This is a genomic window from Bacillus sp. SSR7 (assembly GCF_055902415.1).
Map to the genome: position 1 here is coordinate 274,075 of NZ_JBVVXV010000004.1, position 20,281 is coordinate 294,355.

Sequence of the window (20,281 nt, forward strand, 5' to 3'; positions counted from 1 at the left end):
CTTCTTTCATTTTAAGAAACTTGTTCTGCATTCGTTTCCCTATGTTGTATATGGCTCGTAATCCAAGCAATTCCACCAGCAACAACGAGATAGCATAACAATATTAAAATTTGCATTTGTAATTGCGACCAATCTCCTAAAGAAATCACATCTTGCAATCCTCTAAGAGAATGGGACATTGGGAGAAATTGTCCAATCTTGCTAAGAACAGCTATATTTAATTCTCCTGGGAAAGTCCCACCGCTCGTCGCTAATTGCAAGACGAGAAGCGTTACCGCTAAGAACTTTCCAACAAGACCAAACACCGTTACTAACATAAGAATAAACGTCATGAACGTAAAGGAAATAACGATACTTGATAAAACAAAGAGTGGCACACTTGCAACTTCTAATTTCATAAATCCTAGCACAACCACATCCACTAGTAATGCTTGAATAAGTCCAATTACATATACTAATCCTAATTTATTAATAAAATGTACCGTTCCGCTTACTTTCATATTTTGTCTACGGCCAAGCGGTAAAATATTTGATGCCATAATTCCGCCAACATAAAATGCAAGCGATAAGAAATATGGTGCAATACCCGAACCGTAATTAGGCACGTCAGAAACTGTTGACTTCACTAATTGAACCGGCTCTGAGAACATCGTATTGCGTGCATCATCATTGCGAACATCCGCTATCTTCTCTGCGCCCTCTCCCAATTTCGTAGAAAGTTCTTTCGCACCATCGTCAAGTTTAACAAGTCCGTTCGTTAACTGATCAGCACCATGATTCAGCTCTGTTCCGCCATTCGCAAGTTGATTTACACCTTCTTGTAATGATGTAAATCCAGTTCCCCATTTCGTAAATCCACCAGCTAAATTTGTAGCACCATCTGCTATCTTTTTCGTTCCAGCAGTAGCTTCATTTAACTTAACTCCGAATGTATTCATACCTTCTTCAACCTTATGCTGACCATCTGCAAGCTTCTGTGCACCTCGTGTCAATTGTTTCTGACTATGATTTAAAGTGTTTGTTGCTTGAGCTAATCCATTAGAAGTAGCGATAATCTTTTGAAAAGCAGGATCTTGCTGCACTTCTGGATGATTTTTCACGTACTCTTCTAATTGTTGTTTTACACTATTTGCTGCATTGTCCGCTTTCACTTGCCCCTCAGCAAATTTCTCACTTCCGTTCACCCATTCATTTGTACCAGCACTTAATTCACTAACCCCTGATTGTAACGTTTTTTCACCTTGCGTCAATAACTCCATACCGCTATGAAGTGAGGTTGCTCCTTGACTTAGCTCATTCGCTCCTTCAGTTAAGGCTGATTTACTAGAAGCAAGTTTTTCACTTCCTTCTTTCACTTTTGATGTCCCTTCACTTAAACGATGAATACCATCTGCAAGTTGATTTGCCCCATTTCTTGCATCTGTCGTTCCTTCATGTAACTTCCCAGCACCATTACTTGCATCACTCAACCCTTGTGCTAAGTCCTGAAACTTTGAAAAGACACCTTCTGTATAAGATTTCGTAATGCTATTTGAAATTTTTGTTTTCATATTTTCAACAGCTGTCGTTCCAATTTGCGCTGCTACAAAGTTTTTACCCGGATTTACTTTGTACTGCAATTGTGCTGGTTCTGGTTTCTCATCCATAAGTGTACTTACCTTTTTAGAGAAATCGGCTGGAATCGTAACAACCATATAGTACTTATCTTCTTTTAACCCTTCCTCAGCATTTTTTTCTGATACGAAATGAAAAGCCAGTTCCTTATTCTCTTTTAAATTTTTTACAAAATCGTCTCCTGCATGAATTGTTTTCTCATCCATCGCAGCGCCTTTATCTAAATTCACAATCGCAACAGGTAATTTATCTAATCGTCCGTATGGATCCCAATATCCAGCTAAAAAGAATCCTGAATAAATTAAAGGAACGATTAATAAAAAAATTAAAGCGATACGCCCATGTTTATGGTGCCACATCGCTTTCCAATCTTTAAATATAAGTTGAATTCCATTCATGAAACATACTCCTTCTCCTAATTTCACACCATTACAATGGTTTAACAGATTTACTATACACGTCACTTTTCATACTGTATAATACATCTTTAATTATCAATTCATTCCTTTCGATCTATAGATAGGAGAGTCAAAATGGAACTTCTTCAACTAAAATACTTTCAAACAGTCGCACGATTAGAACATATGACAAAAGCGGCTGAGGAATTGCATATCGCACAACCTTCGCTCAGCAAAACAATTGCTAGATTAGAAAAGGACTTAGGCGTTCCGCTATTTGACCGCCAAGGGCGACAAATTACATTAAACTCTTTCGGGAAAGTATTCTTAAAACGAGTAGAGCGCATTTTTCATGAATTAAGTGAAGGCGAACGAGAAATTAAAGATTTAGCTGACTTACAACAAAGCTCTATTACGTTGGCTGTTTCTATTCCAAGAATATTACCCGAACTAATTGGTTCTTTTTTACTAGAACATCCTAACGTTCGATTCCAACAATTTCTCGCATCTACTCCTTCTATGAAACGACAACTAGATAATATAGAAATTGACTTTTGCATTTCTTCTGTGCCAATTGAAGGCGAAGAGATTATTTGGGAACCACTTATTACCGAAGAAATTTTCTTAGTCGTCCCTTCAGGTCATCGTTTATCAGAACGTAAAAGTATCTATCTACATGAAGTAAAAGACGAACCGTTCATTAGTATGAACACTGGCTATGGATTTCGGCACTTAACAGATGAATTTTGTAAAGAAGCTGGCTTCACTCCACATATCGCTTTTGAAGTAGATGAACCAACCGTGATTAGCGACCTTATTAAGCAAGGCCTCGGCATCGCCTTTGTCCCAAGTTTAACTTTATTAAAAAACTCTACTTTAGCATTAAATAAGTTACGTATTATTGAACCAAATTGTGAGCGAACGATTGGGTTAAGCTGGTCAAAAAAACGTTACTTATCAAAAACTGCCCAGCAATTCCGTGAATTCGTGATTGATTACTTCTCCAATATTAGGACGTAAAATAATATCAAAAAATGAAAGGTGCCATCCCCAAGGGTGGCACCTTTTATTTTTCACTCTTCTCTAATTCTATTTCAGCTAAAAGCGGCAAAACATTATCAAAAATATGCGTATTGTTATTTTCACCTGTTACATATCCACCGTAATATCTACTAAATACGTTGTCATTTCGGAATGTGGCCATATGATCATATAATTCCTTTGCAAACTTTGTATTACCTGTTTGTAGTACGTACAAAATCGTTAATCCGTAAGCCGCTGGCGATTCATAATTGACAGTTTGTTTTCCCGTTTCTAAATTGTAACGACCGTATAACTTTCCATCCTCCTGAAATTTCTTCTTTATAAATTCCAAATAAGCATCGGATGAAAGGCCACCTAAACTACGATGATATGCAACGTATGATTGGTCAATAAGATTCACTTCTTTGTCATACGTAAATGTACCATCTGCTTTATACTCTTTCGGGAATGCCCATCCATGCCTTGGATAATCCGCTAAAAATTGAACGACTTCCTGATATTGCTGAGCAGAAACTTTGCCATACTTTTTCATATAGGAGAACGCGCGCGGATTTATATATGACGTTGTTGCAAAATCATTTTGTTTCCTTGCATCTGCATCATAATAATCAACATAATAATTATCTTTCTTATTATAACGAATTACAGCATCACTCAATTGATCTGCCAAGTTTTTATAGCGCTCTTCCTTGTACATTTCATAAGCGCGATATAACTGTTCTATAATACGAAGGTCATCAATAAGTGCATTTGTAGCTGACTGCATTTCTCCCTTTTCAGAGATTTTCCATAAAACAATTTGGTTCTTATGTACAAAGTTATTTTGAATAACCTTAACTTGTTCATCGAATAACGCTTGATCGTCTTTATCGAGTGTATATTGCAACCATAGTCCTGCTGATTCCGATAAAGCTTCACGGCCTTTCGCTTCACCGGTACCTGCTTTTGTATCCTCTAAACGATATGTAGCAAGCGTCCCATTTTCATTCACCATATGTCTTAAAATAAAATGTTCCGTACGGTTTCCTTGCAAAGCTGACCAAAATACAATTCCACCTAAAGCGATTAAAAGGATAACTCCAATCACTATATATATACGTTTCCGCAAACTTTTCACCTCCCTAGTAAGGCTATCCTTAATTTTACCAGAACATACGTAAATGTAAAAAAGACAATCTGTTAGATTGTCTCCCGTTCCTCTATCCCTCACAAGCCTCTTTAGAAGGTCTATATAGCGATTCCACGAGTCGATCATACTCACTACGCGTAATCTCTTTATTATACAGCTTCAATAATAAATCTCTATGCTCTTTTGAAAATGCCATCTTTTTAATGACTTCAGGATACATCAAACATCCTCTCCATTTCACATAAACTTCTTCATTTCAAAAACAGAACTTATGTTCGCATAAAAGATTATAAAATATTCCTCACTAAAAAACAAACAAAATATTATTAAACATGAACTTCTTTCTATTTAGAATATTCAAACATAATATTATCATATTCACTTTTTAAATACATATATATTTTTGGAAGTTTTTTTGAATAAATCTTCCAATTCAATCAGAAAATAATGGCAAAAAAGAAGAGGAGTTTACATATGGATACGGTAACATTAGCAAGAGCATTTTTCGGTTCTTCACTAGCATTCCACATTATCTTCGCAACACTTGGTGTCGGACTTTCATTAATGATTTTTATAAGTGAAATACTCTATCACTGGAAGAAAGATTCCGACTACGCCATTATGGCGAAAAGATGGACAAAGGCCTTTGCCATCCTTCTTGGTGTAGCAATTCCAACTGGAACAATCGTTGGTGTGCAAATCTCACTGCTTTGGCCTGGTTTTGCCAAAATTGTTGGGCAAGTTATTTCTGTGCCCTTTCAAATTGAGATTTTCGCCTTCTTTTTAGAGGCTTTGTTCATGTCCATTTATGTATATGCAGCTGACAAACTACCTCCATTCATGAGATTAATCTCGCTATTCTTCGTTATGATTGGTGCCACGGCATCCGCCGTGCTTATTACATCGGCAAATACATGGATGAATACACCCGCGGGCTTTTCAATGGGGCCAGATGGATCAGTTTTTAACGTTGATCCGTGGAAAGCTTTCTTTAATCCGAGTTTTGGCACGAGCGCATTCCACGTTGTGATTACAGCCTACGCAACTGGAGCTGCCGTCATTGCCTCTATCGCTGGATTTAAATTATTAAAGAAGAATGTAAGTGAACGTGAAGTGGCATATCATAAAAAAGGACTACTGTTAGGACTCGTCGTGACATTTATTACAGGCGCTACGATGTGGCTTTCGGGACACGAATCGGCAATTGCTTTACATAAGCATTCCCCTGAAAAACTGGCATCTGCTGAAGCTTTATTTGAAACGACATCACATGCACCGTTATCAATTGGCGGCGTTGTAGATCCTAACACACTTGAACTAAACTACGCACTAGAAATTCCGAACATGCTTAGCCTACTAGTAGGACTAGACCCTAGCACTGTCGTAAAAGGACTAAAGGAATTTCCACAAGAAACATGGCCACCATTTTACACGCATACACTGTTCAATTTAATGGTTGGCACTGCTGCCTTTACCTTTGCAGTTGCAGCAATTGCCCTCTTATATTGGTACTTTGTTTACCGAAAAAAAGGAACAGAGCTACCGAAGTGGCTTCTTTGGGGAGCTGCCGCATGTGGACCAGTTATGATGCTCGGCATTGAATTTGGGTGGATTTTCAGCTGTAGCGGTCGTCAGCCATGGACCATTTACGGTATGCAACGTACAGTCGACGCTTCTACACGCGCTGATTTTGTCGGTCCTTTATTTATTCTATTCATCATTTTATATATTGGACTCGGTATTTTAACAGTTTTTGTACTACGAACATTCTTTAAGAAACATCCGCTTACAAATGATTTACATCACGAAGGAGGCGATTCTCGTGCATGAGGAAAGTATTGCAATCATCATCTTATGGGCTCTTATTTTCGTATATAGTATATTAGGGTCCATCGATTTTGGAGCAGGTTTTTGGGGCATGGTATACGCAAAACATCCAACGCTCGCTGCCAAGCTTGCCAATCGATACTTATCACCAACCTGGGAAGTAACAAATACATTTCTCGTCTTTGTCGTTGTCGCTTTTCTCGGTTTCTTTCCGAAAGCTGCTTTCACCCTTGCGACAGTCATGTTCGTACCAGTTATGTTAATTTTAGTACTCGTGGCAATTCGCAGTACATTTATGGTATTTGCTTATTCTCTGCCTAAGTACCAACACCTTCTTCGTATTATTTCAGGTATTACAGGGCTCTTAATTCCTGCTCTATTAATTACCGTTTTACCTGTTACAGAGGGGGCTTATATTACAATGTCTGAAGGAAAAGAAGTACTCCTTTATGGAAAACTTCTTTCTAGCCCGGTGATCTACTGTTACATGCTCTTCGGACTAACTTCGGAACTATTTCTCTCCTCTCTCTTTCTTGCTGATTTTGCGAGAGAACAAGGTTCAGAAGATGCATATAAAATTTATAGAAGAAACGCGATCATCCTTGGCCCTGCAACGCTCGTCACGGCAATTATCGCCCTCGTTGTAATGGATCCGGAAACACACTGGCTGATGCAAGGATTAATCAAGCAATTCCCATGGTTTACAGTTTCTATCGTTTTATTCGTTATCGGGTACTCTTCTCTTTGGTGGACAAACAAAAAGTATGGCGCACTAGGATACCCTCGCATTGCCGTTTTAGCAGTCGTCGCTCAATATGCATTTGCAAGTTACGCTTACGGCGTTGCGCATTTACCATATATTATTTATCCTGATGTAACTGTATTTACGAGCTTTACAACGACAGAAACATTCTATGCATTACTTATTCTATATGCAATTGGGATCGCAATTTTATTACCAGGATTTATTTTCTTCTGGAATTTATTCTTGAAGGATCGAACTTTTTTGAAGGAAAAATAATATTGTGTGGGTCTGTTCCAAAAGATATTTTGGGATGGACCCTTTTGTCATTTTTTTCGGTAAATCGATATATTTTAAAAATCGCTCATATATTTTGATTTGCGATCGATATATTTCAATAATCGCTCATATAAATTTCATATACTACCTTACTGCCCCAGCAATTTATAGACTCCTCTCACAATAGTTATTTCACTAAGAGAGATACTTGTCCCATAACTTGAAAAACACATATTCACTATACTCCGTTATACGTCTAGTTCTTCTTATTTTTTGCTGAATATACTACCAATATAAACTTGAGACAAGCTACTTGTTCAAGGAAAAATAGAAAGGTAGGCAAAATATGAGCATTGAAATATGGATTACTATTATTGTATTCTTCCTAACGATGATTGTTATCTTTTGGCGACCTCGTGGTTTAAATGAGGCGTGGCCGGCAGCAATTGGTGCTGGCATTATCCTGATTACTGGACTTGTATCAAAACCAGACGTCATGGACATTATTAGTAAAATTGGCGGTGCCTCCATAACAATATTAGCGACCATCGTTATGGCGGTTATATTAGAAAGCTTCGGCTTCTTCCACTGGTCCGCAGCGAAACTTGCAAATTTAGCAAAAGGCTCTGGTCGTCGTTTATACTGGTATATTCAATTATTATGTTTTCTTATGACTCTCTTATTTAATAACGATGGTAGTATTTTAATTACAACTCCAATCCTAATTTTATTACTAAGAAACCTTAAATTAAAACCTCACCAACAAATCCCTTATTTATTAAGCGGTGCTTTAATCGCTACTGCATCTAGCGCACCAATTGGTGTAAGTAATATCGTAAATTTAATCGCATTAAACATCGTCCATATGACTCTTTATATGCATACTGCTATGATGTTTGTACCTGCAACATTAGGACTATTGTTTATGTCATGGCTCATGTATACGGTTTTGAAGAAAAAACTTCCGAAAAAATTACCTGTTTCTTCATATGATATCGAAGAAATATTCTTCACGAAAAACTTCCATCCGTTAAAGGGAAAAAATTCTGTTGATACGAAACAAAAACGTACAAAATTCATGCTAAAAGTATTAGGCTTCGTCTTCCTTATGCGCTGTCTTCTGTTCGTTGCATCCTTCTTATCTATTCCAATCGAAATCGTTGCCGTACTCGGTTCACTCGTTCTTCTTATCTGGAGATGGTACTACTTACGAACAAACCCTATCGATATTTTGAAAAAGACACCATGGCACATTTTAATTTTCGCTTTCTCTATGTACGTCATTATTTACGGACTTCACAATGCAGGTTTAACAGCTGCCCTTGTACAATGGCTTGAGCCAGTTGTAAATCAACATCTACTTTATGCTAGCTTTGCAATGGGCGGACTCGTTTCCCTCCTCTCTAACGTCTTCAATAATCACCCTGCACTTATGATTGGTACGATCACATTAACAGAAATGGGACTAGACCCAATCACTTTAAAAACTATCTATCTCGCAAACATTATTGGTAGTGACATCGGTTCACTATTACTACCAATTGGTACGCTAGCTTCCCTTATTTGGATGTATATCCTGAGACAAAACAAAATTAAAGTAAAATGGAAAGACTATTTAAGTGTATCCCTTATCGTTATTCCACTCACAACAGTCGTCACATTATTCCTCTTATTCTACTGGGTACACCTCTTCTTCGCTTTATAAACGACAGAAGCCCACTTTGCTACCGTCTTAGCAAAGCGGGCTTCTTCTATATTTAAGTTAGGTACTACAGTGTGATCAATCAAGTAAAGAGGTGTAACGTGTTATTGGTATAAATGACTACCAGTGTCTTTAAATTCTTTCGCTTTCTCTTTCATTCCTTTTTCAATTGCTTCTGTCGTTTCTAAATCATTTTCTTTTGCGTATTCACGAATATCATGTGAAATTCTCATACTACAAAACTTTGGTCCACACATGGAACAGAAATGAGCCGTTTTCGCACCTTCTGCTGGCAACGTTTCATCATGATACTCCATTGCACGTTCAGGATCTAAAGATAAATTAAATTGATCGCGCCAACGGAATTCAAAGCGAGCTTTTGAAAGTGCATCATCACGCTGATGAGCCGTTTTGTGCCCTTTCGCCAGATCAGCCGCATGCGCAGCGATTTTGTACGTAATAACACCTTCGCGTACATCATCTTTATTCGGTAAACCTAAATGTTCTTTCGGCGTTACATAACAAAGCATCGCTGTTCCAAACCAGCCAATCATCGCAGCTCCAATTGCCGATGTAATATGGTCATACCCTGGTGCGATATCTGTCGTTAACGGCCCAAGTGTATAGAACGGCGCGCCCTGACAAATATCAAGCTCTTTCTCCATGTTCTCTTTAATTAAATGCATCGGTACATGCCCAGGTCCTTCAATCATCACTTGCACATCATGTTTCCAAGCAATCTTCGTTAATTCACCAAGTGTTTCAAGCTCTGAGAATTGCGCTTCGTCATTTGCATCTGCAATCGAACCTGGACGCAATCCATCTCCAAGAGAGAACGAAACATCGTACTGCTTCATAATTTCACAAATCTCTTCAAAATGAGTGTATAGGAAGTTTTCTTTATGATGGAATAAACACCACTGCGCCATAATTGAACCACCACGCGAAACGATACCTGTCGTACGCTTTGCAGTAATTGGAATGTAACGAAGTAATACGCCAGCGTGAATCGTGAAGTAATCAACGCCTTGCTCCGCCTGCTCAATTAACGTATCACGATACACTTCCCACGTTAAATCTTCTGCAATTCCATTTACTTTTTCAAGCGCTTGATAGATTGGTACAGTTCCAACTGGTACAGGCGCGTTACGAATAATCCACTCACGCGTCGTATGAATGTTTTTACCTGTAGATAAATCCATAATCGTATCTGCACCCCAGCGAGTAGCCCACGTCATCTTCTCTACTTCTTCTGCAATAGAAGACGATACAGCAGAGTTACCGATATTTGCATTAACCTTCACGTGGAAATTACGTCCGATAATCATCGGCTCTGCTTCAGGATGGTTAATATTCGCTGGTAAAATAGCACGACCTTCCTCGATTTCCTTGCGAACAAACTCCGGCTCTACTCCTTCACGAATCGCAACGTATTCCATCTCAGACGTAATGATGCCATTACGCGCATAATGCATTTGCGTAACATTTGCACCTCGCTTCGCTCTAAGCGGTTTGCGATCCATCTGCGGGAAAACAGGTGTATGTTTTGAAGCCACCTTCACACCGTCATCCTCTGGTTTCACTTCGCGCCCTTCGTATGCTTCTACATCCCCACGCTCTAGAATCCAAGAGTGGCGCGGCGCCTGCAACCCCTTTTCCAGCTCCACTTTATACTCTGGATCCGTATAAGGACCGCTCGTATCATACACACGAATTGGCGGATTCGGAACGCCGTTTGTATCGCTTTGTTCAATCTCACGCATCGGCACCTTCATACCTTCTCGTGGTCCATCCACATACACTTTCTTACTTCCTGGTAAACTCGATTTCAATTCAATTTGCTCAGCTGAAACAGACTGTTTCATAACCTTTATTGCCCCCCTGTACGTGACAAGGACGAGATATGGCCAGCGTATGCCAAAATAAAAAGAGCCAGGTCCATAAAAAAATAAGGACCTGGCTCATAAAAGACATCTTTATGTAAAGCCGTTAACTTCCCTACGCTGGTACGAGCCAGATCAGGTCCAAAGGGTTAAGAAGTTCACGCGCTTCTCTCTCAGCCTACGCATACGTTAGGCACCCCTAGTTTATCACTGATTTAATTTTCAATACTTTCTCATCATACACGATAATCTGAAAAATGCAAAGTTTATTTCTTTTGCTCTTTATGGAATCATCCAAGTTAAATAATAAGCCTGAACATAAGTCATAATCCCCACAATTATTACGAAGAACAAACTATGCTTTACTGTAAACCGGAATAAATCTGATTCTTTCCCAGCAAGTCCTACTGCTGCACAAGCAATGGCAATCGATTGCGGAGAAATCATTTTTCCTGTTACACCGCCCGTTGTATTTGCTGCAACGAGAAGTACTTCAGATACACCGACTTGCTGCGCTGTAATTGCTTGTAAATTTGAGAATAATGCATTCGCTGACGTATCAGACCCTGTTAAGAATACGCCAATCCACCCTAAGAATGGTGAGAAGAACGGGAATAGTCCGCCAGTTCCTGCTAGTGCCAATGCTAGTGTAGAAGATAGCCCAGAATAGTTTGCGATAAATGCAAATCCTAATACAAATCCAATAGATAGAATTGGCATTTTAAGTTCACTTAAAGTTTCTTTAAATGTTACCACTGCATCTTTTACACTCATTTTCAAAATCAGCATGGAAATGAGACAAGCAATTAAAATTGCTGTTCCCGTTGCTGATAATACATCAAACTTCAAAATTGCCTCGTAAGGCGTCGCTTTATTTACAATAGGCTCTGCTTTCATTACTAAATTGTGCAAGCCTGGAATTTCAAACTTAAACACAAGGCTTTCCAATGCGCCGCCTGGAGCAAATAACGATTTAAAGAAACTTTGGCTCCAAATAACTACCATCACAGTTAAAACAATGAATGGAGACCATGCTTTTACGACTTTTCCTACTGTTAGTTTCGGCATAGATGTCGCCGTCGTTGCCGCAGCTACTTCTCTATTTGCTTGCCCCGATTGATAAATTTCTTTCGGTTGCCATACTTTTAAGAACAGCGCTAAACTCACTAAACTTACAAGTGCTGACGTAATATCCGGAAGTTCTGGTCCTAAGAATGTCGCTGTTATGAACTGCGTAATTGCAAATGAGCTACCTGCTACAAGTAAAGCAGGCCATGTTTGTCTTACCCCTTTCAACCCGTCCATTAAAAATACGATAAAGAATGGAACAAATAATGATAAGAACGGTAATTGATGTCCAGCCATTTGTCCAATTTTATGTGGATCAATACCTGTTACTTGTCCAGCAACTGTAATCGGAATACCCATCGCCCCGAACGCTACTGGTGCTGTATTTGCAATTAAACAAAGACCTGCTGCATATAAAGGATTTAACCCAAGACCTGCAAGAAGCGCTGCCGTAATCGCTACTGGTGCACCAAATCCTGCTGCCCCTTCTAAAAATGCTCCGAATGAAAAACCGATTAAAATAACGAGTAAACGATGATCATTCGTAATGGATAATACAGATGCACGAATCACATCGAATTGACCTGTTTTCACAGATATTTTATATAAAAATACCGACATAATGATAATCCAAGCAATTGGCCATAATCCGTATAAAAAACCATATCCAGTCGCTGCCATCGCCATCATGAACGGCATCTTATAAGCGAATAACGCCACTAAAATTGTAAGTACAACTGTAATAAATCCTGCCACGTACCCCTTCATGCGGAAAACTGCTAAAGCTAAGAAAAAAAAGATAATCGGAATAAGTGCGACTGCTGCCGAAATCCAAATGTTTCCGAACGGATCATAAACTTGTGTCCATGTGTTCATTGTTCTCTCCCCCTAAAGAATCCCCTTTTAAATAGAATAACCTCATCAATAGACTATCAGGTCATCATACCTTTCAGCCTAAAATAAAAAAACGTTTAAGAAAACGTTTTCAATAACTTTCATTTATACTGTACCATAACAATTTCCGTTTAAAAAGATTTTTTCGAAAATTTTATTATTTAACATAAAAATCTTACAAAATCGTCACCTTGCTGTAATGTTCATCGATAGAAAGCTTGCCAAAACTATTGCATAATAATAGTATAACAACAGACATTATTCATGAGGTGATATATATGAACGGAAACAAAATATTAGCAGCTTTATCATACTTTAGTGTATTATTTGCCCCTATCTTATTCCCGATTATTGTGTGGATTGTGGGCGATTCTGAAACGAAACCACACGCAAAACGCGCTCTATGGACACACATCATTCCAAGCATCGCTACATTCATTGGCGTAACTATTTTAGGAATTATGGGTCTTGGATCTGATCAACCGGATGTAACATTGGGGATCGGTACAATGATTGTCTTATGTATTTGCGGAATCATTAGCTTATACTACTTCATTTGGAACATCGTAAAAGGTATTAAAGTACTGAAAGCTTAATTTCCTTTTTAAACAAACGTTTGATTAAAAAAGAAAAACCGTCCCAAAATACCTTTTGGGACGGTTTTTTATCTTCTGCGTCTCTTCTTTTTTCTCATCATTTTCTTGCGGCGCGTATTCACTTTATCCGCTATAATGTGAAGCGTGCTTGCCACAACAATTCCCATTACGAACGTTACAATTTCAACCTCATGGTCCTTCGCAATTTCTATTAAATTACCGTCAAGCGCGATTACATTTAATAGGAATAAAAATGGAGAAAACACAATTAACATGTATGCAATACGAATCACATCACCAAGTATAATTGTGTGTGTAAAGAAGGAGCGATGCGGCATTACCTTCTTATACGGATACCAAAATATACGCAGGAATCCCCATTTATTATACGCATTACTATACGTATCTAAATCCGGTGTTAAAAATGTAGTACCTACTAAAAAACCAATTGCAAAAGTTAATAAAAAATCAAAATTTGTTAGTCCATACGAAAAGAGCAGAAACAAAACAACCGGAAGGGATATTAAGTTTATTTTCGTATGCGTTCTTCCTGATGGCATAATGCACTTCCTCGCTTACGTTCGCCCTGTCACCATGTGACAGTTCTCACCTATTGATCTAATTTCTGATCGATAAAGGATGTGTCTATATCCGAACCAAACCATTCTGCCAACTTCACTCGTGCTTTATCTTTTACATCATCATCGACGTATAACGACGCTTGTAATAACGCAGCCATTAACGCCCCTAAATCATCCGTATAACCAATTCCAGCAACGAAATCTGGAATCGCATCAATCGGTGCAATAAAATAAGCAAGTGCCCCAATTACAATAATTTTCACTCGTTTTGGAACATCTGGTTTCTGCAAAACGTAAAACAACAATAAACTTGCATAAATGACCGACTGCCCCGCCTGCTTTGCGACATGTTTTACTTTCTTCCAAAACGCTTCAACTGAAAATTTTTGCTCCATGTAAAAGCCTCCCTATTTTTTAAAAGAAATAAGCTACAATATGTTTTCAGTAAAAGTTCATCAAAATTACACATAATCTATCAATGAACTTTCATTGTAACAAACAAACCTAAAAAGAACAAGTGTTCGTTAATTTTTACGTACTTCCCTTCATATAATAGGTTTCTAGATAACCACTTACCCATTGTCATTTCTTATTTCTCAACAAAGAGAATTTTCACTTTCACTTAACATTCTGCTCTACCTTTGTTATATTTTCTAGTTGACGGACATATAAACGAATGTTAAAGTTTTCTCTGGTAGTGACAAATCTCATACAAAAAATGTAAAATGTTATAGTGTTTCTCAGAAATGAATTTTGTTGTATAATACAGAAATGACGTTATGCTTATGAGTAACACAAGAAACTAAAAGGGTATGCATAGTTATAGTCGTATATGGGTGAATATAGAACCTTTAATTATGGCCAAGAAAACTATGTATTTTTTATTTTAGCATTTTTCGCTCCAAAATCGACCAAGCCTGATAGAGAAAGGGTGGAAATGAATGAAAGAAACCTTGAAATCACAATTTCAAAATGTGCGTTTCACTGCATTCGTAGCTTTAGCCTTATGGTTGAAGACATATCTTATTACACGCACAAGCTTTGATTTAAAACTTGAATCTTTCATGCAAGAATTCATTTTATTCCTGAGCCCATTAGCAGCATCATTACTGCTTGTTGGTCTTGCATTATTTGCAAAAGGGAAAAAACGTAACTATATAGCACTTGGAATTAATTTTGTCTTAACAATCGTTCTTGTTGGTAACGTAATGTTCTACGGATTTTACAATGACTTCGTTACTTTACCAGTACTAGGACAAACATCTAACTTCGGAAGTTTAGGTTCTAGTGTAAAAGAATTATTTAACTACAAAATTATCCTTGCATTTGCTGATATTATCGTATTCTTCATTTTATTGAAGAAGATGAAGAATTTTGCACCGACAGAACGTGTAGCACGCCCAATGCGTTCCCTATACTTCGTGTCAACAATTGCTATTTTCTTCGCAAACTTAGGATTGGCAGAAGCTGAGCGTCCAGAACTATTAACACGTTCATTCGACCGCGTTATGCTTGTTAAAAACTTAGGTTTATATGTACACCAAGTGTATGATCTTGGCTTACAAGCAAAATCAAGTTCACAAAAAGCATTTGCTGACGGTAGTAAATTACAGGAAACAGAGAACTACGTAAAAACAACCCAAAGCAAACCAGATCCAAATATGTTTGGTACTGCAAAAGGGAAGAACGTAATCGTTGTATCTCTTGAGTCATTACAAACATTCTTAATTGGTGCAACAGTTAACGGACAAGAAGTTACACCATTCTTAAACCAATTTACGAAAGAAAGTTATTACTTTGATAACTTCTTCCATCAAACTGGGCAAGGAAAAACATCTGATGCTGAATTCTTAGTAGATACTTCAATGTATCCACTAGACCGTGGTGCTGTATTCTTCACACACGGTAACAACGAATATACAGCAACTCCAGAAATTTTACGTCAGCAAGGATACTACACTGCAGTATTCCACGCAAACAACGCAACATTCTGGAACCGTAACATTATGTATCCGGCACTTGGTTATGATCGTTACTACAACGAGCTTGACTACAAGATTACGCCAGAAACAAAATTAAACTGGGGATTAAAAGATATCGAGTACTTTGATCAATCTATCGATATGTTAAAACAAGTGAAGCAACCGTTCTATACTCGCTTCCTTACTTTAACAAACCATTACCCATTCACTTATGATGACAATACAAAATTAATTGATGAATACAATTCTGGTGATGGCGTATTTGACCGTTACATGGTAACAGCTCGCTACTTAGACGAAGCAATGAAACACTTCATTGAGCGTCTAAAAGCAGAAGGTATTTACGACAACTCAGTTATCGTATTCTACGGTGACCACTACGGTATTTCTGAAAACCATAACCGTGCAATGGCACAGTTCTTAGGAAAAGAAGAAATTACTGCATTTGACCATATGAACTTACAAAAAACACCGATGTTTATTCACGTTCCAGGTCAAAAAGAAGGTAAAACAATTTCAAAACCAACTGGTGAAATTGACATTAAACCAACTATTCTAAACTTACTTGGTGTAGACTCTACGAATGACGTTCGATTCGGTCATGACGTATTCTCACCTGATAATAAAGGCTTCGTTGTTCTTCGTGATGGTAGCTTTGTTACAGATAAGTACATGTACACGAACAGTACATTCTACGACCGCGCTACTGGCGAAGTTGTACAACTGCCAAAAGAGGAATCTCAACCACTTATTGATCGTGCCCAAAATGAATTGAACATGTCTGACAAAATCATTGAGGGTGACTTACTTCGCTTCTCTGAAAGCAACAAGATCAAAACTGGTGAAGTAAAGACAGCTATTAAAGAAGAAAAGAAGAGCGCTGAGTAATCTCAGCCTCTTTTTTTATATTCCTCCATACAATTACTTATATTCATTAACTTTAACATTACATAACCTTTACCAAATATTCACATAGAGTTAATGAAGTATCTCTATAATAAAATATGTAAACGAGGTTCTATATATTTCTTATCTCTCATCTGTAATAAGATCCCTTAAAGAAATATGTGAATCGTTTATTTCTACTTTCTTATAATTGTCTTTCAATATGTTTTGTTTCCATACACAAAACATTCAATAAGACGATGTCCCTATGAAAGATAGCTACCCTCCTTGTGCAGCATTCCATAAGAATGTTGCTTTTTTTTATTTAAAAGCAGGATTCTTATTTCTTATTTTCGAATTTGTATATACGAAATGCTGTAAATCACTACCAGTTCTCTACCATTTACAAATACATATACGTCATATGTAAAGAATTACTCACATAAAAATTACTGTAGTGATTTTTATTCCAAATGAATGAAAGCTTCACTTTACTTATGCACTTACGAAAGGATGGGACGAAAATTGGCATATGAAAGATTTGTACTTTGGAATGATGCAGTTATTGATACAACGAAACAAAAAACGTACATAGACCTTGAGGAAAGAGGCTTGCAGTTTGGGGATGGTGTCTACGAGGTTATTCGTCTATATAAAGGGAACTTTCACTTATTAGATCCGCATATCACAAGATTGTATCGCTCCATGGAAGAAATAGAATTAACACTCCCTTTCTCAAAAGCGGAACTGATTACCCTACTTTATAAACTAATCGAAAATAATAATTTCCACGAAGATGGAACGATTTATTTGCAAGTATCTCGTGGTGTACAAGCTCGTACCCATACGTTCTCATATGACGTCCCTCCAACAATCTATGCCTATATTACAAAGAAAGAAAGACCAGCGTTATGGATTGAATATGGTGTACGTGCCATATCAGAACCGGATACACGCTGGCTACGCTGTGATATTAAATCATTAAATTTATTACCGAATATATTAGCTACTACGAAAGCGGAACGAAAAGGTTGTAAAGAGGCCCTTTTCGTACGAAATGGTACTGTAACTGAGGGAAGCCACTCTAACTTCTTTCTAATTAAAAACGGAACTCTTTACACACATCCAGCTAATCACCTTATTTTAAACGGCATTATTCGTCAATATGTCCTTTCTTTAGCGAAAACCCTTCGTATTCCAGTACAAGAAGAGCTTTTCAGCGTTCGTGATGTTTATCAAGCGGATGAATGCTTTTTTACAGGAACAACAATTGAAATTTTGCCGATGACTCATCTTGATGGAACCGCAATCCAAGATGGTCAAGTTGGCCCTATCACTAAAATGCTGCAACGATCATTTTCTCAGAGTTTGTTACAATCCAATATGTCATCTTCTTAAACACGAATAATTTCTATCCTTTCTACATTCAATATATGTATTTAAATGGAAATCAAGGTATAGATTTATGCCTTGATTTTTTCTTGTAATCTTTTTGTCATATTCAGATTCCCGCATAAGTCTTGACAGTAATCGACATGCTCTTTAGAATTTTTAACAGTTGGTAAATATTTCTTCACTACATTACAGACAGAAAGGAATCGACAAATTATGAAAAAATACCTTGCCGGTCTTGCGGCAGTGTCTGTAGCAGGAGGAGCAGCACCTACACTTGATAGTGTTCAAGCTGCCCCTGAACAAAATACACAAAAAGCTGCTACAACTGTCCAAGCTTCTGCATCAAACAGCTCATCTTATACGGTAAACGCTAGCGTATTACATGTTCGTGCAGGCTCAAGTACTTCTCACGACATCATCTCGCGCGTTTATAACGGTCAATCACTAAACGTGATTGGCGAAGAAAATGGTTGGTACAAAATTAACATGAATGGCCAAACAGGCTTTGTTAGTGGCGAATTTGTATCAAAAAATGGTGCAAGCAATTCCAATGTAAGTACAACAGGCGGAAACAATAAAGTTACTGCTGATGTATTACGTGTACGTACTGCTCCTAACACTTCTAGTTCTGTTTCAGGACGTGTATATGCAGGACAAACATTAAACGTAATTGGCCAAGAAAATGGTTGGGTGAAAATCAACCATAATGGACAAGTTGGCTATGTAAGTGGCGAATTCGTATCTGGTGTTTCTGCTAATGCAGGCTCTTCAAACAACAATACGAATAATAACAACCAAGAATCTGTAAAACCAACAAGCGGAAACTATACAGTAAATGTATCTTCCCTTCGTGTTCGTACAGGTCCTAGCACTTCTCACACAACTGTAGGTTCTGTTACAAAAGGACAAGTCGTACAAGTTGTTGGCGAAGTTCAAGATTGGTTCAAAATCAATTATGCAGGCCAAACAGCTTACGTAAGTAAAGACTACGTAACAAAAGGTGGTTCTAGCGATAACGTTACACAAGGAAACAACCAAGATAACAAACAAGAACAAAATAATAATGTAACTGTTCAAACTGGCGGTACTTACGTTGTTAACGCAACATCTCTACGCGTACGTACAGGCCCTGCTACTTACCATAGCGTAATTGGTGGCGTATTAAATGGTACGACATTAAACGTAATTGGCTCTGAAGGTAGCTGGTTTAAAGTTAACTATCAAGGAAAAACCGGCTACGTTAGTAGCGAATTCATGAAATTCGTTAAAGGTGGCACTACTACTCCTGAGCAACCAAAACAACCTGAACAACCTAATCAAGGTGCAATTGGTGACTACTACATTAATGCTTCTGCCTTAAATGTACGTAGTGGTGAAGGTACAAATTATAGAATCATAGGCGCACTTCCACAAGGACAGAAGGTTCAAGTAATCTCTGAAAACTCTGGATGGAGCAAAATTAACTACAACGGCCAAACTGGTTATATCGGCACACGTTACCTTTCTAAAACACCAGTTGGGGGCGCAGTAGATAATAAGCCTAACAACAACCAAAATAACAATCAAAACAACAACAATAATAATAACAATACAAGCAATAATAGCGGTGACAGTTCTTCCGTACTTGCATATGCAAAATCAATGCAAGGTGTACCTTACGTTTGGGGTGGAACTTCTGCTACTGGTGTTGACTGCAGTGGTTACATCTACCACGTATTTAAGAAATTTGGTCATAACATTAGCCGTCAAAGTGTTGCTGGATATTGGGGTAGCCTACCACAAACTTCAAATCCACAACCAGGTGACTTAATTTATTTCCAAAACACTTATAAATCAGGTCCTTCTCATATGGGTATTTACCTTGGGGGCGGATCATTTATCCAAGCTGGAGATAAAGGTGTAGCAATCGCTTCATTAAGTAACTCTTATTGGAAGAGCCATTTCTTAGGATACACGAAAGCACCTTAATTAATAGTTTTAAAGCCTTCTAGATTAATAGAAGGCTCTTTTTAATGTTGTATAACCTATTTCCCTAAAAAAATAATGTATCTATTTTCCTATTTCATACACTATATTCTACAATAATGATCCATAACGTTATCATAATGTATATTTTCACATAAAAAACATAACCTATTTCATGTCTAATCATTTCATATGTGTTTTTTTGAAGAATTTTCTTTTTATTTAAACTTTTCGTTAGACGTTTGACCTCTGATGTCCATTATGATAAGTTACTTAAGATGTTATATTTGCAGAAGT

Annotated in this window: 15 protein-coding genes and 1 riboswitch; of the genes, 8 read left to right on the forward strand and 7 right to left on the reverse strand. The window is 37.7% G+C overall.

Annotation, left to right across the window (positions count from 1 at the left end; translation table 11 throughout):
• Positions 1-11 precede the first annotated feature (11 nt).
• Positions 12-2,012: a YhgE/Pip domain-containing protein gene (locus AC0NJG_RS10960; protein WP_087955121.1), complete on the reverse strand. Its 2,001-nt coding sequence runs from the start codon at positions 2,010-2,012 to the stop codon at positions 12-14.
• Positions 2,013-2,147: 135 nt separating this feature from the next.
• On the opposite strand from AC0NJG_RS10960, the gene AC0NJG_RS10965 reads away from it, so the two are divergent.
• Positions 2,148-3,032 carry a LysR family transcriptional regulator gene (locus tag AC0NJG_RS10965; RefSeq protein ID WP_087955122.1) on the forward strand — a complete coding sequence of 295 codons (885 nt, stop codon included), beginning with the start codon at positions 2,148-2,150 and terminating at the stop codon, positions 3,030-3,032.
• Positions 3,033-3,078: 46 nt separating this feature from the next.
• On the opposite strand, the gene AC0NJG_RS10970 is transcribed toward AC0NJG_RS10965, so the two are convergent.
• Positions 3,079-4,164 carry a transcriptional regulator gene (locus tag AC0NJG_RS10970; RefSeq protein ID WP_140421131.1) on the reverse strand — a complete coding sequence of 362 codons (1,086 nt, stop codon included), beginning with the start codon at positions 4,162-4,164 and terminating at the stop codon, positions 3,079-3,081.
• Between the two features lie 91 nt (positions 4,165-4,255).
• Positions 4,256-4,405: a hypothetical protein gene (locus AC0NJG_RS10975; protein WP_000283184.1), complete on the reverse strand. Its 150-nt coding sequence runs from the start codon at positions 4,403-4,405 to the stop codon at positions 4,256-4,258.
• Positions 4,406-4,659: 254 nt separating this feature from the next.
• Here AC0NJG_RS10975 and cydA point away from each other — a divergent pair, with 254 nt between their 5' ends.
• The 3 genes from cydA (at position 4,660) to AC0NJG_RS10990 (ending at position 8,738) form a co-directional block, all read left to right on the forward strand.
• Entirely contained in the window at positions 4,660-6,015 is a 1,356-nt protein-coding gene (gene cydA, locus AC0NJG_RS10980; protein WP_000381964.1) for a cytochrome ubiquinol oxidase subunit I, read from the forward strand.
• Complete coding sequence (locus tag AC0NJG_RS10985) at positions 6,008-7,033, forward strand: cytochrome d ubiquinol oxidase subunit II (RefSeq protein ID WP_087955124.1); 1,026 nt, start codon at positions 6,008-6,010, stop codon at positions 7,031-7,033. The genes cydA and AC0NJG_RS10985 overlap by 8 nt, the downstream gene beginning before the upstream one ends.
• 346 nt (positions 7,034-7,379) lie before the next feature.
• Positions 7,380-8,738, forward strand: coding sequence for an arsenic transporter (locus AC0NJG_RS10990; protein ID WP_087955125.1), 1,359 nt, complete (start codon positions 7,380-7,382; stop codon positions 8,736-8,738).
• A 101-nt stretch (positions 8,739-8,839) separates the two neighbouring features.
• Here AC0NJG_RS10990 and thiC read toward each other — a convergent pair whose 3' ends face one another.
• Positions 8,840-10,600, reverse strand: coding sequence for a phosphomethylpyrimidine synthase ThiC (gene thiC / locus AC0NJG_RS10995; RefSeq protein ID WP_474063038.1), 1,761 nt, complete (start codon positions 10,598-10,600; stop codon positions 8,840-8,842).
• A 113-nt stretch (positions 10,601-10,713) separates the two neighbouring features.
• Positions 10,714-10,829: riboswitch (TPP riboswitch) on the reverse strand.
• Positions 10,830-10,900: 71 nt separating this feature from the next.
• Positions 10,901-12,562, reverse strand: coding sequence for an L-lactate permease (gene lldP / locus AC0NJG_RS11000; RefSeq protein ID WP_143881679.1), 1,662 nt, complete (start codon positions 12,560-12,562; stop codon positions 10,901-10,903).
• A 296-nt stretch (positions 12,563-12,858) separates the two neighbouring features.
• Between lldP and AC0NJG_RS11005 the strand changes: the two genes are divergently transcribed.
• The gene (locus AC0NJG_RS11005; RefSeq protein ID WP_048553014.1) at positions 12,859-13,176 is read left to right on the forward strand and encodes a magnetosome magnetite crystal formation protein family; all 318 of its coding nucleotides are present in this window, start codon (positions 12,859-12,861) and stop codon (positions 13,174-13,176) included.
• A gap of 68 nt (positions 13,177-13,244) precedes the next feature.
• Here the strand turns inward: AC0NJG_RS11005 and AC0NJG_RS11010 are convergent, their stop codons facing one another.
• Positions 13,245-13,736, reverse strand: a complete 492-nt coding sequence (locus tag AC0NJG_RS11010) for a metal-binding protein (protein ID WP_143881681.1) — start codon at positions 13,734-13,736, stop codon at positions 13,245-13,247.
• A 50-nt stretch (positions 13,737-13,786) separates the two neighbouring features.
• Entirely contained in the window at positions 13,787-14,152 is a 366-nt protein-coding gene (locus AC0NJG_RS11015; protein ID WP_000435502.1) for a YkvA family protein, read from the reverse strand.
• A gap of 546 nt (positions 14,153-14,698) precedes the next feature.
• Here AC0NJG_RS11015 and AC0NJG_RS11020 point away from each other — a divergent pair.
• From AC0NJG_RS11020 to AC0NJG_RS11030, 3 genes are all read left to right on the forward strand, one after another.
• Positions 14,699-16,627 (forward strand): LTA synthase family protein, encoded by a 1,929-nt coding sequence (locus AC0NJG_RS11020; RefSeq protein ID WP_016718951.1) that lies wholly within the window; start codon positions 14,699-14,701, stop codon positions 16,625-16,627.
• A gap of 510 nt (positions 16,628-17,137) precedes the next feature.
• Positions 17,138-18,022, forward strand: coding sequence for a D-amino-acid transaminase (locus tag AC0NJG_RS11025; RefSeq protein ID WP_049112924.1), 885 nt, complete (start codon positions 17,138-17,140; stop codon positions 18,020-18,022).
• A 210-nt stretch (positions 18,023-18,232) separates the two neighbouring features.
• Positions 18,233-19,987, forward strand: a complete 1,755-nt coding sequence (locus AC0NJG_RS11030; RefSeq protein WP_087994279.1) for a C40 family peptidase — start codon at positions 18,233-18,235, stop codon at positions 19,985-19,987.
• Positions 19,988-20,281: the final 294 nt, after the last annotated feature.